General features: G+C 60.9%; 15 protein-coding genes and 3 pseudogenes. 12 read left to right on the forward strand and 6 right to left on the reverse strand.

The window, feature by feature from the left end:
• Positions 1 to 122: 122 nt before the first annotated feature.
• From ACP5E6_RS11045 to ACP5E6_RS11055, 3 genes are all read right to left on the reverse strand, one after another.
• The gene (locus ACP5E6_RS11045) at positions 123 to 1154 is read right to left on the reverse strand and encodes a substrate-binding domain-containing protein (RefSeq protein WP_427954295.1); all 1032 of its coding nucleotides are present in this window, start codon (positions 1152 to 1154) and stop codon (positions 123 to 125) included.
• Complete coding sequence (locus ACP5E6_RS11050; protein ID WP_427954296.1) at positions 1151 to 1945, reverse strand: ATP-binding cassette domain-containing protein; 795 nt, start codon at positions 1943 to 1945, stop codon at positions 1151 to 1153. The genes ACP5E6_RS11045 and ACP5E6_RS11050 overlap by 4 nt, the downstream gene beginning before the upstream one ends.
• A gap of 193 nt (positions 1946 to 2138) precedes the next feature.
• Positions 2139 to 2891, reverse strand: a complete 753-nt coding sequence (locus ACP5E6_RS11055) for a FadR/GntR family transcriptional regulator (RefSeq protein WP_427954297.1) — start codon at positions 2889 to 2891, stop codon at positions 2139 to 2141.
• 121 nt (positions 2892 to 3012) lie between these two features.
• On the opposite strand from ACP5E6_RS11055, the gene ACP5E6_RS11060 reads away from it, so the two are divergent.
• The 7 genes and pseudogenes from ACP5E6_RS11060 to ACP5E6_RS11090 all read left to right on the forward strand — a co-directional run bounded on the left by ACP5E6_RS11060 (position 3013) and on the right by ACP5E6_RS11090 (position 9472).
• Positions 3013 to 4296 carry an L-fuconate dehydratase gene (locus ACP5E6_RS11060; protein ID WP_427954298.1) on the forward strand — a complete coding sequence of 428 codons (1284 nt, stop codon included), beginning with the start codon at positions 3013 to 3015 and terminating at the stop codon, positions 4294 to 4296.
• A complete protein-coding gene (locus tag ACP5E6_RS11065) occupies positions 4296 to 5048 on the forward strand; it encodes an SDR family oxidoreductase (protein WP_427954299.1) in 753 nt (250 codons plus the stop codon). Before ACP5E6_RS11060 ends, ACP5E6_RS11065 begins: the two co-directional genes overlap by 1 nt.
• Entirely contained in the window at positions 5048 to 5467 is a 420-nt protein-coding gene (locus ACP5E6_RS11070; RefSeq protein ID WP_427954300.1) for an RbsD/FucU family protein, read from the forward strand. The genes ACP5E6_RS11065 and ACP5E6_RS11070 overlap by 1 nt, the downstream gene beginning before the upstream one ends.
• A gap of 22 nt (positions 5468 to 5489) precedes the next feature.
• The gene (locus ACP5E6_RS11075; RefSeq protein ID WP_427954301.1) at positions 5490 to 6305 is read left to right on the forward strand and encodes an amidohydrolase family protein; all 816 of its coding nucleotides are present in this window, start codon (positions 5490 to 5492) and stop codon (positions 6303 to 6305) included.
• A gap of 300 nt (positions 6306 to 6605) precedes the next feature.
• A pseudogene (locus ACP5E6_RS11080) lies at positions 6606 to 7040 on the forward strand (DDE-type integrase/transposase/recombinase); the annotation flags it as partial.
• A gap of 146 nt (positions 7041 to 7186) precedes the next feature.
• Entirely contained in the window at positions 7187 to 8113 is a 927-nt protein-coding gene (locus ACP5E6_RS11085; protein ID WP_427954302.1) for an SMP-30/gluconolactonase/LRE family protein, read from the forward strand.
• 403 nt (positions 8114 to 8516) lie between these two features.
• A pseudogene (locus ACP5E6_RS11090) lies at positions 8517 to 9472 on the forward strand (IS5 family transposase).
• A gap of 139 nt (positions 9473 to 9611) precedes the next feature.
• Here the strand turns inward: ACP5E6_RS11090 and ACP5E6_RS11095 are convergent.
• Both ACP5E6_RS11095 and ACP5E6_RS11100 read right to left on the reverse strand, forming a co-directional pair.
• A complete protein-coding gene (locus ACP5E6_RS11095; RefSeq protein WP_427954303.1) occupies positions 9612 to 10649 on the reverse strand; it encodes a LacI family DNA-binding transcriptional regulator in 1038 nt (345 codons plus the stop codon).
• A gap of 9 nt (positions 10650 to 10658) precedes the next feature.
• A complete protein-coding gene (locus tag ACP5E6_RS11100; protein ID WP_427954304.1) occupies positions 10659 to 11678 on the reverse strand; it encodes an L-idonate 5-dehydrogenase in 1020 nt (339 codons plus the stop codon).
• Positions 11679 to 11914: 236 nt separating this feature from the next.
• On the opposite strand from ACP5E6_RS11100, the gene ACP5E6_RS11105 reads away from it, so the two are divergent.
• From ACP5E6_RS11105 to ACP5E6_RS11125, 5 genes are all read left to right on the forward strand, one after another.
• A complete protein-coding gene (locus tag ACP5E6_RS11105) occupies positions 11915 to 12682 on the forward strand; it encodes a glucose 1-dehydrogenase (protein ID WP_427954309.1) in 768 nt (255 codons plus the stop codon).
• A complete protein-coding gene (locus ACP5E6_RS11110) occupies positions 12679 to 14214 on the forward strand; it encodes a sugar ABC transporter ATP-binding protein (RefSeq protein WP_427954305.1) in 1536 nt (511 codons plus the stop codon). Before ACP5E6_RS11105 ends, ACP5E6_RS11110 begins: the two co-directional genes overlap by 4 nt.
• Positions 14195 to 15277, forward strand: coding sequence for an ABC transporter permease (locus tag ACP5E6_RS11115; protein ID WP_427954306.1), 1083 nt, complete (start codon positions 14195 to 14197; stop codon positions 15275 to 15277). The genes ACP5E6_RS11110 and ACP5E6_RS11115 overlap by 20 nt, the downstream gene beginning before the upstream one ends.
• Entirely contained in the window at positions 15274 to 16380 is a 1107-nt protein-coding gene (locus ACP5E6_RS11120) for a substrate-binding domain-containing protein (RefSeq protein WP_427954307.1), read from the forward strand. The genes ACP5E6_RS11115 and ACP5E6_RS11120 overlap by 4 nt, the downstream gene beginning before the upstream one ends.
• Before the next feature lie 81 nt (positions 16381 to 16461).
• On the forward strand, positions 16462 to 17412 hold the full coding sequence (locus ACP5E6_RS11125) for a 2-hydroxyacid dehydrogenase (RefSeq protein ID WP_427954308.1): 951 nt from the start codon (positions 16462 to 16464) through the stop codon (positions 17410 to 17412).
• Positions 17413 to 17496: 84 nt separating this feature from the next.
• Here the strand turns inward: ACP5E6_RS11125 and ACP5E6_RS11130 are convergent.
• Positions 17497 to 17707, reverse strand: a pseudogene (locus ACP5E6_RS11130) (hypothetical protein); the annotation flags it as partial.

The following is a 17707-nucleotide window of genomic DNA, read 5'->3' on the forward strand; positions in this document are numbered from 1 at the left end:
CGGCAATGCTGATCAGGGCGAAGGCGAGTTGGCGTATGAAGCGCAGCAGACCCGCTCCGCGCGGACGGGCTTCGATCTCGATCCGGGGGCGGGTCTGCTGGTCCATTGCCTGGCCCGCCGGTTTAGCCGGCGGGTTGGTAGGTTGGCGCGTATTGCCGGATTGCGGCGGTCGCCTTGGACGTGGCGAGATTTTTCGGCGTCAGCAGAAAATAAGGTGTGGCGATGCGTTTCGGCAGTGTCTTGCCCGCGATTTTATCGAGGAGCGCGACAACCGCGTAATAGCCCATGTCATAGGGTGATTGCAGGATCGAGGCCTGGATGACGCCGGATTTGACGTAGGCGATCTCGCCGAGATCGGCATCGAAGCCAACCACCCTGACCTTCGAATGGGCCCGCTGCACGGCTTCGGCGGGGCCAAGCGCCGCGCGGTCGTTAGCGCCGAAAATAACGGCAAGTTTCGGGTATTGGGTAAGCATGGTGGTTGCAATCCGCAAACCGGTGCTGACGTCGTTTTGTGAATACTCAATCGGCCCCATCCGTTTGATCGCAGTGAAGGATTTCATCCCGAGCATAAATCCCTTGGGTCTTGCGATGCCGGTCGAGGCGGTGTGGTTGAAATCGACGATTGCATACTGACCTTTGCCGTGCATCAGGTGCTGGGCGGTGTATTTCGCAAGAGCGGCGGCGGCACCGATGTTTGATGTCGCGAGAAAGCAATCGGCGATGTTCGGCGACAGGCCAGAATCGACCGTAACAACCGGAATATGATGTGCCAGCGCGGATTTCACCGGCTTGAGCAGCGCCTGCGGGTTCTGCGCCGCGAGGATCAGCCCATCGGTACCCGCGGTCACCGCATTATTGACCATGCCGATCTGGCCCGCGAGATCAAGTCCGCTCGCGGGGGCCTCGAAGCTGACCGAGACGCCGAATTTCTTTGCCGCCGCATCCGCGCCGTCGCGCACCGCGAGCCAGTAGGGCGAGGCGTTGGATTTCGTGATGAGCTCAAAATGATAATGTTTCGTGGGTTTGGCCGGGATCGGAAGTGCAGCGATGGTCGCCGCGGGCGCGGCCTCGGCGCACGGCCCCGTGATGATGACGCCAGCGAGCAATGCGACTGAACCGGCTGCGGCCAGGGTGAGATTGTTTGGTTTCATGGCTGTTCCTCTCGTTTGGTATTGGTTGATTTATTATTGGTCTGGGCATCCGCATAACCTGTCATATAGCGGATCAGTTCGGTTTGATCGGTGTCTTCGCACCGCGCGTCGAACACCTTGCGCCCCCGATACATGACCATCACGCGGTCGCAGACCCCGAGAATTTCGACCAGATTATGGCCGATGAACAGCACGCCGATACCCTCGCTGCCGAGTTGGCGGGCCATTTTCAGGACGTTTTCGGTCTCCATTACAGCCAGTGCCGCGGTGGGTTCGTCCATGATGACGATCCGCGCCTTCCAGTAGAGCGCGCGGGCGATCGCAACGGCTTGGCGCTGGCCGCCGGACAAATCGAGCACCCGTGTCGATGGATCGGGGATATGACTTTCAATCCGGGCGAGCAGAGCAGCGACCTCGCCGTGGATTTTGGCTTCGTCAAGCATCGGGAGAACGCCGCCAAGCCGGCGCATCGGTTCACGGCCAAGGAAAATATTGGCGCCGACATCGAGATGGTCGGCAAGAGCGAGGTCCTGATAGATCGTCTCGATCCCGGCGTTGCGGGCATCGCGTGGGGTTCTGAAATTCGTGGCTCTTCCCTCAAGCGTCACGCTGCCGGAATCTGGACGGTAGACGCCGGAGATCACCTTCATCAGAGTCGATTTTCCAGCCCCGTTGTCACCGACCACGCCGAGCACTTCACCGGCCGAGACGGCGAGTGAAACGTCGCGCAGCACTTCAACGGCACCGAACCGCTTCTGAATTCCGGTGACGGCCAGTGCAGGGCTGGTCATCACAACGGACCCGTGCGGGAAGCGGCAGATGATCCAGAGATTAATGCGCGGGGCATCATCATCATCGGCGTCCTTTCGCCGTGCGGCGGCTCGTTCATCCCTTGGCGATCCGGACCTAATGGTCAGTGTCGATGGACCAATGGCCGGACCTTTAGTGAAGCGATAGCAACCATGCCTGCCCGTGGCAAGACACTCATTCGTGCAGGAACACCGTAATCACCATATCGAGATGGCGTTGCATCGCGCTGCGGGCGCGCTCTTCGATGCCGTTGCGGATCGCATCGAGAATGGCCTCGTGCTGCATTTCCGATTGCTCGACCATCCGGTCCGTCGTGTAGAGGCTTTGAAGGCGGCGGAACATGCCGCCATAGGCGTGGCCGAGCAGGAGGATCATGAATTGCTCGAACGCAGCATTACCGCTTGCCTGAGCGATACGGATGTGAAACATCCGATCGCCTGGATGGGTGGTAGAGCGATTTTTATTATCCGCCCGGTTTTGTGCAAAGGCCGCTTCGATGGCGGCAATATCGGCCATCGTCGCGCGGCGGGCGGCCAATGCAGCCGCTTCGGGCTCGATCACAAGCCGCGCCTGCAACAGCGCAAAGGGCGGGATTTCAACGTCGAGGTCGAGGGCGACCGGCAATTCTGGATCGGGATCGGGCCGGGTCAGGCGCATGACCCGGCGCATGAGAGAATCGTTTTGCGCCTCAATCGGCGGAATGGCGCGAACCAGAACGCCATCACCAACACGGACATCGATGATGCCGAGCACTTCGAGTGCGATGAGCGCCTCGCGAACCGATGACCGGCTGACGCCGAGTGCAGCCGCAAATTCACGTTCTGGCGGCAGATAACTACCGACCGGGTAAGTGCCATTGACAATCAAGTCACTGATCTGATCGGCGATCTGGCTATACAGGCGTCGGCTCCGGATCGGCTCCAGCATGGCGGCATGTCTCGCTTTGGCGACCCCACTTGCGTCGGGGGTACGCGTTTGATAGGCATGCCCTAGCATTGGTCCGGCCAATGATCCAGTGATCGAATCATTTGATTTGGGGAATCGCCACATGACCATGATTACGGGGTTTCAGACCTTTGATCTGCGATTCCCCACCTCGCGCCTTCGCGATGGCTCCGATGCGATGAACCCAGACCCGGATTATTCGGCCGCGTATGTCATTCTGCGCAGCGACAAGGGCGGGTTGGAGGGGCACGGGCTGACCTTCACAATTGGGCGCGGGACCGAAATCTGCGTCGCTGCAATCCGCGCCCTCGCGCCGCGTGTGGTCGGCCTCGATCTGGACTGGATCAGGGCCGACCCCGCGCGCTTCTGGCGTCATGTCACCGGTGATTCGCAGCTCCGCTGGATCGGTCCGGATAAGGGCGCCATCCATCTCGCAACCGCCGCGATCGTCAATGCCGTGTGGGATTTATGGGCGAAGGCGGCTGGGCAGCCGCTCTGGCGATTGCTCGGCGAGATGAGTCCCGAGGATTTGGTTCGCGCGATCGATTTTCGCTACATCACTGATTGCATCACGCCGGATGAGGCGCTTGATCTATTGCGCCGCGCCGCCGTGGGCAAGGCCGAACGGATCCAATCCCTGATGAACCAAGGGTATCCCTGCTACACGACCTCCGCCGGTTGGCTCGGCTATGACGACAACAAGCTGCGCCGCCTGACGAGCGAGGCCGTGCAGTCTGGGTTCAGATACATCAAATTCAAGGTTGGTCAGAACCTCGAGGATGATATTCGGCGCCTCACCATCGCACGCGAGGTTGCTGGGGATCAGTGTCGCTTCATGATCGATGCGAACCAAGTCTGGGACGTCGGCGAAGCGATCGCCTGGGTAAGACGGCTTGCCTTTGCGAAACCCTGGTTCATCGAGGAACCGACCAGCCCCGACGACATCGAGGGTCATCGCGCGATCCGTGAGGCGGTGGCGCCGATTAAGGTGGCCACTGGCGAGATGTGCCAGAACCGGGTGATGTTCAAGCAGTTCATCATGGGCGGCGCGATCGATATCGTTCAGATCGACGCTTGCCGCCTCGGCGGAGTCAACGAGGTGCTGGCAGTTCTGCTCATGGCGGCGAAGTACGAATTGCCCGTATGGCCGCATGCCGGCGGGGTGGGGCTGTGCGAATACGTCCAGCATCTCGCGATGATCGACTATCTGGCGATCTCGGGAACCATGACCGATCGGGCGGTCGAGTATGTCGATCATCTTCACGAGCATTTCGTCGATCCCTGCGTGATCCGCGATGCCGGCTACCTGCCGCCGACCGCCCCCGGCTATTCGATCACCATGAAACCGGAAACCCTGCGCGACTTCCAGTTTCACGAGACCGTGTGATGAACCTCGGTCTGGCGAGAAAGGTGATTGTCGTGACCGGCGGGGCATCGGGTATCGGTGCTGCGATCGTGCGGCAACTGGAAGGCGAGGCGGCGCTGCCTGTGGTGTTCGATCGCAGCGCCGGCACGCGGCTGGACAATTACAAGCTCGATCTGGCCGATCCGGAAGCGTGTGCCAGTGCCATCGCGGAAGTCATCGGACGGCATCGACGCATCGATGGGTTGGTCAACAACGCTGGCGTGAATGATGCCGCCGGGCTCGATGCCGGGGTCGCCGCATTCCGGAACTCGCTGGAGCGCAACCTCGTGCCCTACTACACGATGATGCATCTCTGTGTGCCGCATCTGCGGGTCTCGCGAGGAGCCGTGGTCAATATCGCTTCGAAAGTGGCTTTGACCGGGCAGGGCGGTACTAGCGGATACGCCGCCGCGAAGGGGGGGCAACTCGCGCTGACCCGGGAATGGGCGACGGAACTCGCGGCCGCTGGTGTGCGGGTCAACGCGATCGTGCCCGCCGAGGTTGATACGCCGATGTATCGGCAATGGCTGGCCACGCAGGTTAATCCGGCCGCGCGGCTGGCGGCGATCACCGGCGCCATCCCGCTTGGCGCACGGATGACGACGCCGGATGAGATCGCCGCCATGACGCTGTTTCTTCTGTCTGATCGCTCGGCACACACGACCGGACAGTGGCAGGTCGTCGATGGCGGTTATGTTCACCTTGACCGCGCCCTTCGACGGGGAGAGGGCTGATGCTGCTTGGAATCGATCCGCTGCTGAGCGCAGATCTGCTTCATGCGCTGCGGGCCATGGGGCATGGGGATACGATTGCGATCGTCGATGCGAATTTTCCGGCAGCAACCTGTGCGCGGCGCCTGATCATGGCTCCTGGCTGCGATGCGGACCCGATGCTGCGTGCGGTTCTGAGTGTGCTGCCGATCGATGATTTTGTCACCGAACCGCTGGTGACTATGCAGGTCGTGGACGACCCCGCCGCCGTGCCGCTGGCGGTGGCGGTGTTTCGGACCCTTGCGGGGGTGACCCCAATGGGCAGTGTCGCGCGGCATGATTTCTACATCAGGGCGCGTGCCGCGTTCGCCATCGTCCAGACCGGTGATCAACGGGCTTACGCCAATATCATCCTCACCAAGGGCGTGATCGGGGCCCGCTGATAGGATGCGGATCGACGCCCACATGCATCTATGGCAGGTAGCGCGTGGCGATTACGGCTGGTTGACACCGGATTTGCCGATCTATCGTGACTATGGACTCGACGATGCACGGACCGTCGCGAGCGAAATCGATGGCGTGATTCTCATTCAGGCGGCGCCGAGCGAGGCTGAGACGCACTTCCTGCTCGACATCGCGCACCGCTCGAACCGCTTCGTCCGCGCGGTGGTCGGTTGGACCGATCTTGCCGCTCCCGAGGCACCGGCGCGAATCGCGGCCCTCGCGCGCAACCCGATGCTGCGGGGGCTGCGGCCGATGTTGCAGGATATTGCCGACCCGGATTGGATTTTGCGCGCCGATGTCACCCGCGGTCTCGATGCGATGGTGCAGGCCGGGCTTTCTCTTGATCTGTTGATCCGCCCGATTCATCTGACTCGTTGCATCTCCCTTGCCACGCGGCATCCTGGTCTGGCAATGGTCATTGACCATGGCGCAAAGCCGGATATTGCCGGTGGCGATATTTCGCGCTGGGCTGAATTGATGGCGACGATCGCGGCGCATCCGAACCTCGCCTGCAAATTATCCGGTCTCCTGAGCGAATGTGCGCCCGGTGACAGCAGCAGCGATGTGCGTCCCTACGCGCGGGTTGTGATCGAATGTTTCGGTCCCGATCGGGTAATCTGGGGCAGTGATTGGCCGGTCCTCACGTTGGCGGCGACGTATCAACATTGGCACTCGCTCGCGACCGCCATTGTCCGTGCCGAGAGCCCTGCCGCTGAGTTTGCAATTTTCGGTGGCAATGCGGAGAGGTTCTATCGACTTCAGCGCACCGATCGATGATCGGGCGCCACTACCGTAATTTGGCTTCGTCAACGCCTGTCGGTTTCTCTTAAAGGGGGTCTGCCTTATTCTTGGTGCTCTCCCCCATCTGCGCTAATTCCGGCGATGCCGGTGGTTGGTACCACCCATATCGTAGAGATGAGAACGCATAAATCGTGGGCGCCAGGTGCCAAGGCCAACGTTTACAGCGTCAAACGGGGCATCGATCGATAGCTCGTCGAGGTCGAAGTGCAACGGCAACCCAGCCGAAGAGCGCGTTGAAATAGCCAATTTTACACTACCAGGTGGGGCACGATCGGGCACTGGCTGTGGCGTGCCGTCGATGACCGAGGCGATGTGCTGGACATCCCGGTTCAGAAACGGCGGAATGCCCGGGCCGCCCTGAGTTTTTTCCGCACGCTGATGCGCCGATGACGTCAGCCACGCGTCGCGGTGACCGATAAACTCCGCAGCTACAATGTTGAACTCCGCACGAAATGCCGCAGCGCCGATCATCGGCCCCATAAGCGGTTGAATAACCAGATCGAAGCGTCTCACTGCAATAAAAGGCAACGAGAAAAGATCATGAGTCGACTCAAGTTCCCGGGTCATGCCCAGAGATACCTCGCCGACAACAACCAGATTACCACACTGTTCCGCCCGGAACGCTACCGTCCCTCCGCCGGATCATTCCGCCACAGCCGAGCCGATGCATTTTCGCTCTGGTCCGACTACGCCGCCAACCTGGCCGCCTGATCGATCGGGTCTCAGCCAAATCGCACATCTTCCGATCAACCTGAAAATGCCGTTCAAGGCTCTGCTCATCACAACACCTGAATTGACAAGCCGCCCCCACGGCTCGACACTTCCAAAAGGATGTTCAGATCCGCATGGGAGAATACATGGTTGAATTCACCGAGATTGCTTCAGGTCTGGCCTTCCCAGAAGGTCCGATCGCGATGGAGGATGGATCGGTTCTCGTCGTCGAAATCGCGGCTGAGCGGCTAACGCGGATTGCCATCGATGGTCGTCACCAGCATATCGCCCGCCTGCCGGGCGGGCCCAATGGGGCGGCAATCGGGCCGGATGGTGCCTGCTATGTCTGTAACAATGGCGGGTCGTTCCACTACACCGAGGTGGACGGGCTGCTTTTCCCGGGACCGACGCCGCCGACGCATAGGGGCGGATCAATCGATCGGGTCGATCTTGCGACAGGAAAGGCGGAGGCGATCTACACCCATTGCGGTGATATCCGCCTCTGCGGTCCGAACGACATTGTCTTCGACCGGTATGGCGGGTTCTGGTTCACCGATCACGGTGCGACGGCAGACCACCATCGCCGGCGCATTGTGACCGGCGTATTCTATGCCCAGTCTGACGGGTCGTCGATTATCGAGGTGATTTTTCCGCTCGACGCACCAAACGGGATCGGCCTCTCGCCGGATGGCGGAACGCTCTATGTCGCTGAAACCTTTACGGGTCGGCTCTGGGCCTTTGAGGTTGCCGGGCCCGGCCGGATCAACCCGGCACCAACGCTCTGGCCGCCGCATGGTGGACGGCTGGTCGCCGCCCCTGGCGGGCTGACCCTGTTCGACAGTCTCGGTGTCGACGGCGATGGCCATGTAAACGTAGCGACCTTGTTGAACGGCGGCATCACCTGCGCAGCACCGGACGGTTCCTCGGTGGAGCACATTGCTACCGGAGATCCGCTGACTACGAACATCTGTTTTGGCGGTGCGGATCTGCGAACCGCCTATCTCACGCTATCCGGTACCGGGCGGATCGTATCGATGCAATGGCCGCGCCCCGGGCTCAAGCTGAACTATTGAGGCCTGCCACGCTACGGGGTGTGTGATCTCTTTCGCAGAGCGAAGACCGGGCATCGTCCAGATTGCTTGCCGAAAGTGAGGGAGGTTCTTGATGACCGCGACGAACGACAGTGGATACAGGGACGGCGATATTGGCGCCAGACGTCATCGGCCGGGGCGCGGTGCGCTGATGGTCGTTGGTGCGCAAATATACCTGTAGTTGATTCCACTTCGGGTGGCTCGCGTTTGGGTATTTTGATGACGGCTTTCGCCTAGAGCGTTATGCTTTCAGCGTAACGCTCTAGCTCTATTTTTTTTCGAGCGATTTCATGCGATTATGTTGGCGCTGCTGCGTCAACTTAATCGCATATCGCTCTAATGGGGCAGGAAGAGTGGCAAAATTAGGGTGCCATCAGGAACCCGCATGCCGAACAAGCTCAACGACGATCGCCGCCACAAGTTCAAGAAGTTGAGATATCGGGTGACAAACTGGCCGCTTTGTGATGCGGCGTTGGTCTGTCGTGGCGACTTGACGGTATGACTGACTGAACAAGCCGTGGCCGCCTGGTACGCACCGATGCGGACTGGCCGCAGTCGCCAGCGGGTCTATTCTGATCTGGCGATCGAGACCGGCTTGGCGCTCCGCCTGGTTTTGCATCTGGCGTTACGCTAGACCGAAGGCGCGTTACGTTCGAATGTCGGCCTGTTTGGGGCGGTCATCGAGGTTCCTGACCATGCAACCTCCAGCCGCCGGAGTGCATGCCTGAGCATCCTGCCGCAGACGGTGAAGCGAGACGAACCAATCCACCCGCTGATCGACAGCACCGGCCTCAAAATCTACGGCGAGGGCGAATGGCTGGATCAGAAACACGGGGTTCGAGCGCGCAGGCGCTGGCGGAAATTGCATCGCGGTTGATGCCAATACCCAGGAGGTCAACGCCTGCAAATTGACCTCCGACGACATCGGCGATGTCACTGCCGTGCCGAACCTGCTTGGTCAAATTGAGGTGCCGATTGGGGCTGTGGTCGCCGAAAGTGCTTATGATGGACGGTCAGTCTATGATGCCGTGGCGGCAAATTATCCGGGAGCCGCCACCGTTATTCCACCCCGGTCAACCGCGGTTGCGGGACGAAATGAGAACCCAACCCAGCGCGATCGCCATCTTGGGGTGATCACACAGGATGGTCGGCGCGGTTGGCAGCAACGATCCGGCTGTGGGCGACGAAGGCTCTTTGAAACCGCCATATTCCGGTATAAGACCACCGACGGTCGGCAACTTCACGTTCGGACTCTATCAACAGACCGAAGCCAAAATTGCCTGCAAAACCCTGAACCGGATGGCTAGCCTCGGTATGCCGGTGTCCGCGAGGGGTAGATAAACGCTGCCCCACGACGAAATCACAACCATGATCCGACTCATGCAAAAACGCCCAGATCTGCTTTCAGGTCCCCGAAAGGAGCCAGAAATGAAAAATTATCTTGACTCAAAAAGACCCCATACAAATGGCTACCACAAAACTATTGAATAACGGTACTAGGTCGAACGATAAGCGTCGTTTTCATATCATAGTATACAGATGAATATTCTCTACTTTCCCGTCGTGCTCTAATGCCGTCCCGGAGGACCTCTCCCGCCAATTTTCCGATTTTGGCGGCGTCAACCGCGATAGTCGTGATGGAAGGATGGGCGCAGCGTGCAATTTCGAAATCGCCAAAGCCACCCACTGCAATGATCTCCGGCACGCCGATGCCACGCCGTTGGCATTCGGTAATGGCGCCGAAGGCGATCGGATCGCTGGCGCAGACCAGCGCGTCGGTGTCGGGCCAGCGTTCGATCAGGTGCGCGAGACCCTCAGCGCCATGATGCATCGAGAGTGGCGGCAGGCCGTGGCGCAGAATGCGGGGAGGGCCGAGGCCGAGACGGTCGAGCGCATCACGATAGCCGCGTTTGCGTGAGTCGCCACGCGGGTCGCGAGGAGAGGCGCCGCCAAGGAAGGCAATGCGGCGGCGGCCGATCCCGGCGAGGTGCTCGGTCATGATGGCGCCCGCTGTGCGGTTGGAGAAACCAACGACGTGATCAATCGGCTGTTCCGGCAGATCCCAGGTTTCAACGACCGGGATGGCAGAACCTGCCAGACGCTCGGATAGCGCGCGACTATGGACGCCGCCGGTTAGCATGATCCCCTCGGGGCGATGGCGCAGCATCGTTTGTATTAATTCATCTTCTCGATGGATATGGTAGTCGGTGATGCCCAGCAGCAGTTCGAGTTTGGCGTCGTGCAGAACGGTTTCCAGGCCGCGCACGGTCTCGGCGAAATTGGCGTTATCGATCGAGGGAACAATCACGGCGACGAAGCCGGAGCGATGGCTGGCGAGCGCCCCGGCGGCGGCGTGGGGGACGTAGTGAAGACGCTCGATCTCCGCGCGGATGCGAGCCTCGGTTTCGGGCGCGACGCGGTTGCCGCGCAGGGCGCGCGAGACGGTCATTTTTGAAACATGTGCGGCACGGGCGACATCATCCATGGTCGGGGCGCCGGGGTAGGGGGATTTGGCCATGTGGGTGATTCAGAAACTGATCTGTACTTTCATCGCGCGGGATCTGTCGGCGGCGAGGGCAAATGCGGCGGAGGCCTGCACGACCGGGAACACCGCGGTCAGCAGGGGCGCGACATCGATCGCGCCGGCGCCGAGCAGCGTAACGGCGTGATCGAATTCGTGGGTGAAGCGGAATGCGCCGCAGATGTCGATTTCTTTGGCGACGAGACTCATTGAGGAGATTGGCAGATCGCCGCCGAGACCGACCTGGATGATACGCCCGCGCGGTTCGACCACGCCGAGTAGAGCCCCTGGAGCGGCCGCGGCACCTGAGGCTTCAAAACCAATATTGAAATAGCCGCGATCTTCGGTGAAGAGCGAAAGTCCGTCGGGCTTGATCGCTTGGTCGGCGCCGAGAGTGCGGGCGAGAGCGAGGGGTTCGGCGGCAATATCGGTCGCGACGATCGTCGTTGCGCCGGCGTATCGGGCGGCGAGCAGGATGAGGGCGCCGATGGGTCCCATGCCGGCGATGATGACCCGATCGCCGGGTCTTACCCCGGCCCGTTTGACGGCGTGGAGCGCCACCGCCAGCGGTTCGGCGAAAACAGCACGGGCGGGATCGAGACCTTGTGGCAGCGGGACCAGTTGACGGAAATTGACGGTGATTTCCGAACGAAAGGCGCCCTGGACGTGCGGGCGGCGCATTGCGCTGCCGAAGAAGCGCATATCGAGGCAATGATTGCTCTGATCGGCCCGGCAGAAGCGGCAGGTGCCACACGGCAGAGCCGGGTTGATCGCAACGGCGTCGCCGGGGGTGACGCCGGTGACGCCAGGGCCACAAAGCGCGACGGTACCGACGACTTCGTGGCCGAGGATCATGGGTTCGGCGAGCCGAACCGAACCGAAGCCACCGTGGCTTACGTAATGCAGATCGGACCCGCAGATGCCGCCGCGGGTAATGCGAACCTGCACTTCGCCTGCGCCGGGCGGAGGAGCCGGATGGTCTTCGAGACGGAGATCATTCGCCTGATGGATCACGATTGCCGGCATCGCAACTTCCTCCTTGAGACTTCCTATCGCTTCGTGGTAACCCTCATGTGTTAGCGGTAACATGCGCTGCTAATCGCAAGACAGCAAGATCTACACGCCACGCTTTCCGGGGCGATGATGGAGGAGATGTCGCGATGTAAACGGCGATAGTTGCGGCAAGCGACAAGCTACGAACAAAAAACGGCACGATCGGTCCCCACAAGGAACGAGTGGCCAAAAAAGCGACCTATGGTGGGATGATGACGAGCCAGGCATTTGACCTCAGCGGAAAGCGGGCGCTGATTACCGGCGGCAGTCGGGGAATCGGGCTGGCAATCGCGACCAGCTTGGCCGAGGCTGGGGCCGCCGTCGTTTTGAATGCACGCGATCCCGTGGCCTTGGCCAACACACAGTCAGACCTGCGCGCGGCGGGACATCAAGCGACAATAGCACCGTTCGACGTGACAGATGCGGGAGCGGTCGAGCAGGCGGTCGCGGTGCTAGAGGCGGCCGGGGCGATAGATATTCTGATCAACAATGCGGGCATTCAGCATCGCGGACCGGCCGAGACGTTCGCCGAGGCGGATTTCGACCGACTGATGGCGATCAACGCGAAAGGTACGTTTCTGGTCGCCCAGGCGGTCGGACGGCGGATGATCGGGAGGCGGCGGGGAAAGATCATCAATATTGCGTCGGTGCAGAGCGAGCTCGGCCGTGCTTCGATCACGCCGTATGCGATGTCGAAGGGAGCGGTGCGCCAGCTCACCCGCGGGCTGTGTGCGGAATGGGGGCAGTATGGCATTCAGGTCAACGCGATCGCGCCTGGCTACTTCCGCACCGAACTGACTGCGGCGTTGGTGGATGATGCGGCGTTTTCGGCCTGGTTGACCAGCCGCACCCCGGCGAGACGCTGGGGTGAGGTGGCGGAACTGGGAGGCACGGCAGTATTTCTTGCCTCGGCCGCGTCTGATTTCGTCAATGGCCAGACCATTTTCGTCGATGGCGGGCTGACGAGTGTAGTATGAGCGCCACCATCGTCCCACCGTTGCTTGAGATGCGTGGTATCGGAAAATCCTTCGGGGGCACCAGGGCGTTAGATCAGGTGGATCTCACGGTTGGGCATGGCGAGGTCGTAGCCCTGCTGGGTGAAAACGGTGCGGGTAAATCAACACTGATCAAAATCCTGGCCGGGATCGTTCGCATGGATCAAGGCAGCATTGTGTTTCAGGGCCGCGTCGCGACCGGTTCGCCCAACCTGCTGCCGATCCGGTTCATTCATCAGGATTTGGGTTTGGTCGACTGGATGACGGTGAGCGAGAATTTCGGACTGACGCTTGGGTTTCCATGCCGGTTCGGGCTGATCGACCGGGCGGCGACCAAGGCGCGCACGGTGGGGGCCGTCGCAGCTCTCGGTCTCGATTGTCATCCGGACACGCGCATTCGCGATCTTGGTCGGGCGGAGCGGGCATTGGTTGCCATCGCGCGCGCGCTGGCGGCGAACGGCGCAGTGCTGGTGCTCGATGAACCAACCGCGAGCCTGCCGGCCTCGGAGGTCGGGCGGCTGTTCGTGGCGCTGCGGCAGCTTCGGGCGCGCGGGGTGGGCGTTGTCTACGTGTCGCATCGGCTGGACGAGGTGTTCGAGTTGGCGGACCGGGTTGTGGTGTTGCGCGATGGCCGGTTGGCTGGTGCCGGGCCCGTGGCGGGGCTGACTGCGGATGGGTTGATTTCAATGATCGTCGGACAAGGTTTCGCGCGTCATCGACGAACCGGTTCCGCGACCGGCACCACCGAGCGGCTGACGTGTCGCTCTCTCGTGATCGAGACGGCGCCGGCTCTTAATGCGAGCTTCCGTGCGGGAGAGATCGTCGGACTTGCCGGGCTCGTCGGCGCCGGCCAGGAGCGTCTGGGGCGTGCGTTATTCGGACGAGCTGCAGTGCGTGGCGGTGGTATCGTTCTCAATGGGGTCGCCTACGTGCCCCGAACGCCGCGGCATGCCATGGCGCAGGGGATCGGTTTTGTAGCGGGCGACCGGACCGGTGAATCGACAGCAGCGCGGCTTAGTATCGCCGAGAATTCATTTCTGAACCCTTATGCGCATGGGATGCGCGCGCTCGATTACCTAACGCCGCGTCGTATCAATCGCCGGGCGCACACGCTGGGTCGGCGGGTCGGATTACGGCCCAACGCGCCAGGATTGCTGTTAGAACAGCTCTCGGGGGGCAACCAGCAAAAGGTGGTGGTGGGCCGCTGGCTCGATCAGGGTGTGCGATTGCTCGTAGTGGAAGATCCGACCGCGGGCGTCGATGTCGGTGCACGAGCTGAGATTTATCGACTGTTTACCGAGGCCGTGTTGGCGGGGACGACGATTCTGGTGGTGTCCTCGGACTTCGAGGAAATTGCGCAGATATGCGACCGGGCACTGGTGTTCGACCGAGGCGAGGTGGTGGCAGAATTAGCGGGCGAGGCGCTCACCATCGATCGGCTGATCGGGGCGGCATCGGCTGGGGTGTTCTCACGCCGAAAGGAAGGGAGCCAGCATGGAATCGCTCAAATCTGACGCGCTTGAGCCCAGCGGAGCCGAGCGCGAACACATGGGACGTGGTGAGTTGGTGCGTCGCGCGCTCACCACTTATGGGCTACCCATCATTACGATTTTTATGATCGCGCTGTTCTCCATCCTGCTACCCAACACATTCCCAACCGCCGACAATTTTCGCGCGGTATTTGTGGTGAAATCGGTTGTCGCATTGCTTGCGCTCGCTGCGTTGCTGCCAATGATCGCAGGGCGGATTGATCTGACGGTAGGCTACGGCATTGTCATGTGGTCGATCATCGCGATCAGCCTGCAGGTGCAGTATCACTGGCCGTGGCCGCTCGCGGTGCTCGCCGTGCTTGTGTTGGGCGGCGTGTTCGGGCTGATGAACGGGCTCCTGGTCGAGATTGCTCAGATTGACAGTTTCATCGCCACGCTGGGTACCGGCACAATCATCTATGCCCTGGCTGAATGGTACACCGGCGGGCAGCAGGTGGTCGGCACCCTGAAGGCCGGCTTCACCAACATTAACGATGCGCGATTGTTTGGTATCTTACCACTACCGGTGGTTTATGTGCTGGTGATCGCGACACTTCTGTGGCTCGTGACGGAGCGGATGCCGTTGGGCCGGGTGCTGTATGCAATCGGGGCTAATCGCCGTGCAGCTGAACTGAACGGCATTGCCGTGCGGATTCATGTGGTGGGCGTATTCGTCGCATCGGGGGTCCTCACAGCATTTGCCTCGGTCGTGCTAGCAGCGCAATTGCGGATTGGCGCCACGAGCCTGGGGCTAAGCTATCTGCTGCCCGCACTTGTCGGCGCATTTCTCGGCTCGACCACGATCAAGCCCGGACGGGTCAATGTGTGGGGCACCGTGGTGGCCGAAGTGCTGCTGGCGGTGGGTATTTCCGGGATCGAGCAGCTGGGCGGCGCGTTTTTCGTGTCGAATCTGTTCAATGGCGTGACGCTTGTGCTCTCGATCGGATTGGCCGGTCTCGCACAGCGCCGGCGCACCGTTTATCTGAAGGCGACACGATCGGCGTTGGCGCCGACACCGGCCGCCTCGGCAACAGGGGGGGAATTATGAAACCAGCACTGATCATAGCCATTGCGGCCGCCTCGGTCGGCTTCAGCGCGCGAGCTTTGGCAGCACCGTCAATTCTGGCTGAGGCCAAGGCATTCGTTGCAAAAGCGACCAGCAATAAAATTGCCTATTCCGGACCGACGACCGGACCAAAAGCCGTCTCGCATAAGTTCATCGTCTATGTCTCTGCGGATCAATCAAACGGGGGGGCGCGAGGCGTTGGGAAAGCGGTGGCTGAAGCGGCAAAGGCAATCGGCTGGCGATTTCGGCTGCTCGACGGCAAGGGCACTGCGGCCGGTCAGAACGCGGCGCTCTCGGCCGCTATTGCTCTGAAACCTGATGGCATCGTGCTCGGCGGGCTGGATGCTGTGCAATCTGCTCCGTTCATCGAACAGGCTGACAAGGCGGGCATCAAGGTGGTCGGGTGGAATATTGCGCCCAAACCGGGACCTATGGCGAATCCTGACGTGTTCTATAACGTCGCGCAAGACCCGCTCGATGTGGCCAAGGCTGCGGCGCTATATGCCATCGCACGGTCGGATGGGCATGCGAGGGTGGTTATTTTCACCACCAGCGAATTCTCAATCGCGATGGCTAAATCAAATGAGATGGCGGCGCTGATCCGCCAATGCGCGACCTGCAAATTATTGGCGGTCGAAAACGTACCCCTGTCCTCCACGGCGACGCGAATGCCGCAGGTGACGTCGGCGTTGCTCGCGAAATTTGGCGGGCGCTGGACCTATTCACTCGCCATCAACGATCTGTATTACGATTACATGGCTCCCGGATTGGCCGCGGCAGGCCGCAAGGGCGACGGCCCTCCCTATAACATCTCGGCCGGCGATGGCTCGCAATCGGCGTTTCAGCGAATTCGCTCGCAGCAATTCCAGACAGCGACGGTCGCGGCGCCGCTTGAGCTCGAGGGGTGGCAATGCGTCGATGAACTGAACCGCGCCCTGGCAGGCGCACCGGCGGCCATCGAGCCTGATCCGGTGCATTTGTTCACTTCGGGGAATGTCAATCAGGATGGTGGAAGGGCGGATCTGTTCAACCCACCCGATGGATATAAATCCGTCTTTCTGAAGATTTGGGGGAAATCATTCTAGTCCGGTTTTGGACGCAAGGGGGCTCCGCGCAAGTGGAGACCAGACACGTGCAAATCCAACCGATCATCAGGGAGTGATTATATGACGGAACGGGCGACGATTTTGAGCTTGGGGTCCATCATGCCCTCAGTTGATACCGCGCTCGACAAGACGTTCATCGTCTGGCGCGGCCTTGGCGGGGTACTCGATGAGATTATCAACGTTCACGCTCCGATGATCCGAGCCTTGGTCACGCGCGGGGCGATGCCGGTCGACACGGCTCTGATCGATCGTCTGCCCTGTCTCGAACTGATCGCAAATTTCGGGGTGGGTTATGATTCGGTCGATGTCGCGGCGGCGGCGGCGCGTGGCATTGTTGTGACCAACACACCCGACGTTCTGAACGACGAGATGGGCGATTTTACGATCGGGCTCCTGCTCGCGACGATCAGGCGCCTGCCCCAGGCGGATCGGTATCTGCGGGCGGGGCAGTGGGCGCAAGGTGCATTCCCGCTGGGCGCCAGTCTGCGCGGACGGCGCATTGGCATCGCGGGGATGGGGCGGATCGGCCGGGTCGTGGCGCACCGGCTTTCTGGTTTCGATGTTCCGGTAGCCTACTATGCGCGTAACCGGAACTCCGATCTGCCCTACCGGCATTACCGCGATCTTTGTGCGTTGGCTGGCGATGTCGATATATTGATCGTTGTGCTGCCTGGCGGTGCCGCGACCCATCATGCGGTGGATGCGGCAGTCCTCGCGGCGCTGGGCAGAGACGGTGTGCTGATCAATGTCGCGCGGGGTTCGGTCGTGGATGAGGTGGCACTGATCGACGCGCTTTCGGCGGGCAGGATCCTTGCGGCGGGGCTGGATGTGTTCGCTGCCGAGCCGTTGGTGCCGGCGACGTTGATCGGCATGGACAATGTGGTTCTTCTGCCTCACATCGGCACGGCGACGCATCATACCCGTGGGTTGATGGGCGAATTGCTATTGCGAAACGTCATGTCTTGGTTCGAAGGCATTGGCCCCGTGACGCCTATAGCAATAACCGCATGAGAGGCCTTAGTCCATGGATAGACTTTGGTTGCATCATACCATGCCTATCCGGTTGACGCAGACACCCACTAGAGCCGGATGACATTAAGCTGACGCATAGCCTGCTTTGGCCAGATAATTTTTACATTCTTGCGGCGTGAACGTGTCGAGGAGCGACCCGATGCGCTGCCAGGTTGCCTCTTTCGTGCGCTCTGCGGCTTTCCTGAGCAGGTGTTTGAGCTTGGCGAAGACTTGCTCGATACCTCGCCTTTGCGGCGGGACTGCGCGTCTCGGAGTTGGTCGGATTACGCCTCGA

This window comes from Acidiphilium sp. (assembly GCF_049977125.1).
GTDB lineage: Bacteria > Pseudomonadota > Alphaproteobacteria > Acetobacterales > Acetobacteraceae > Acidiphilium.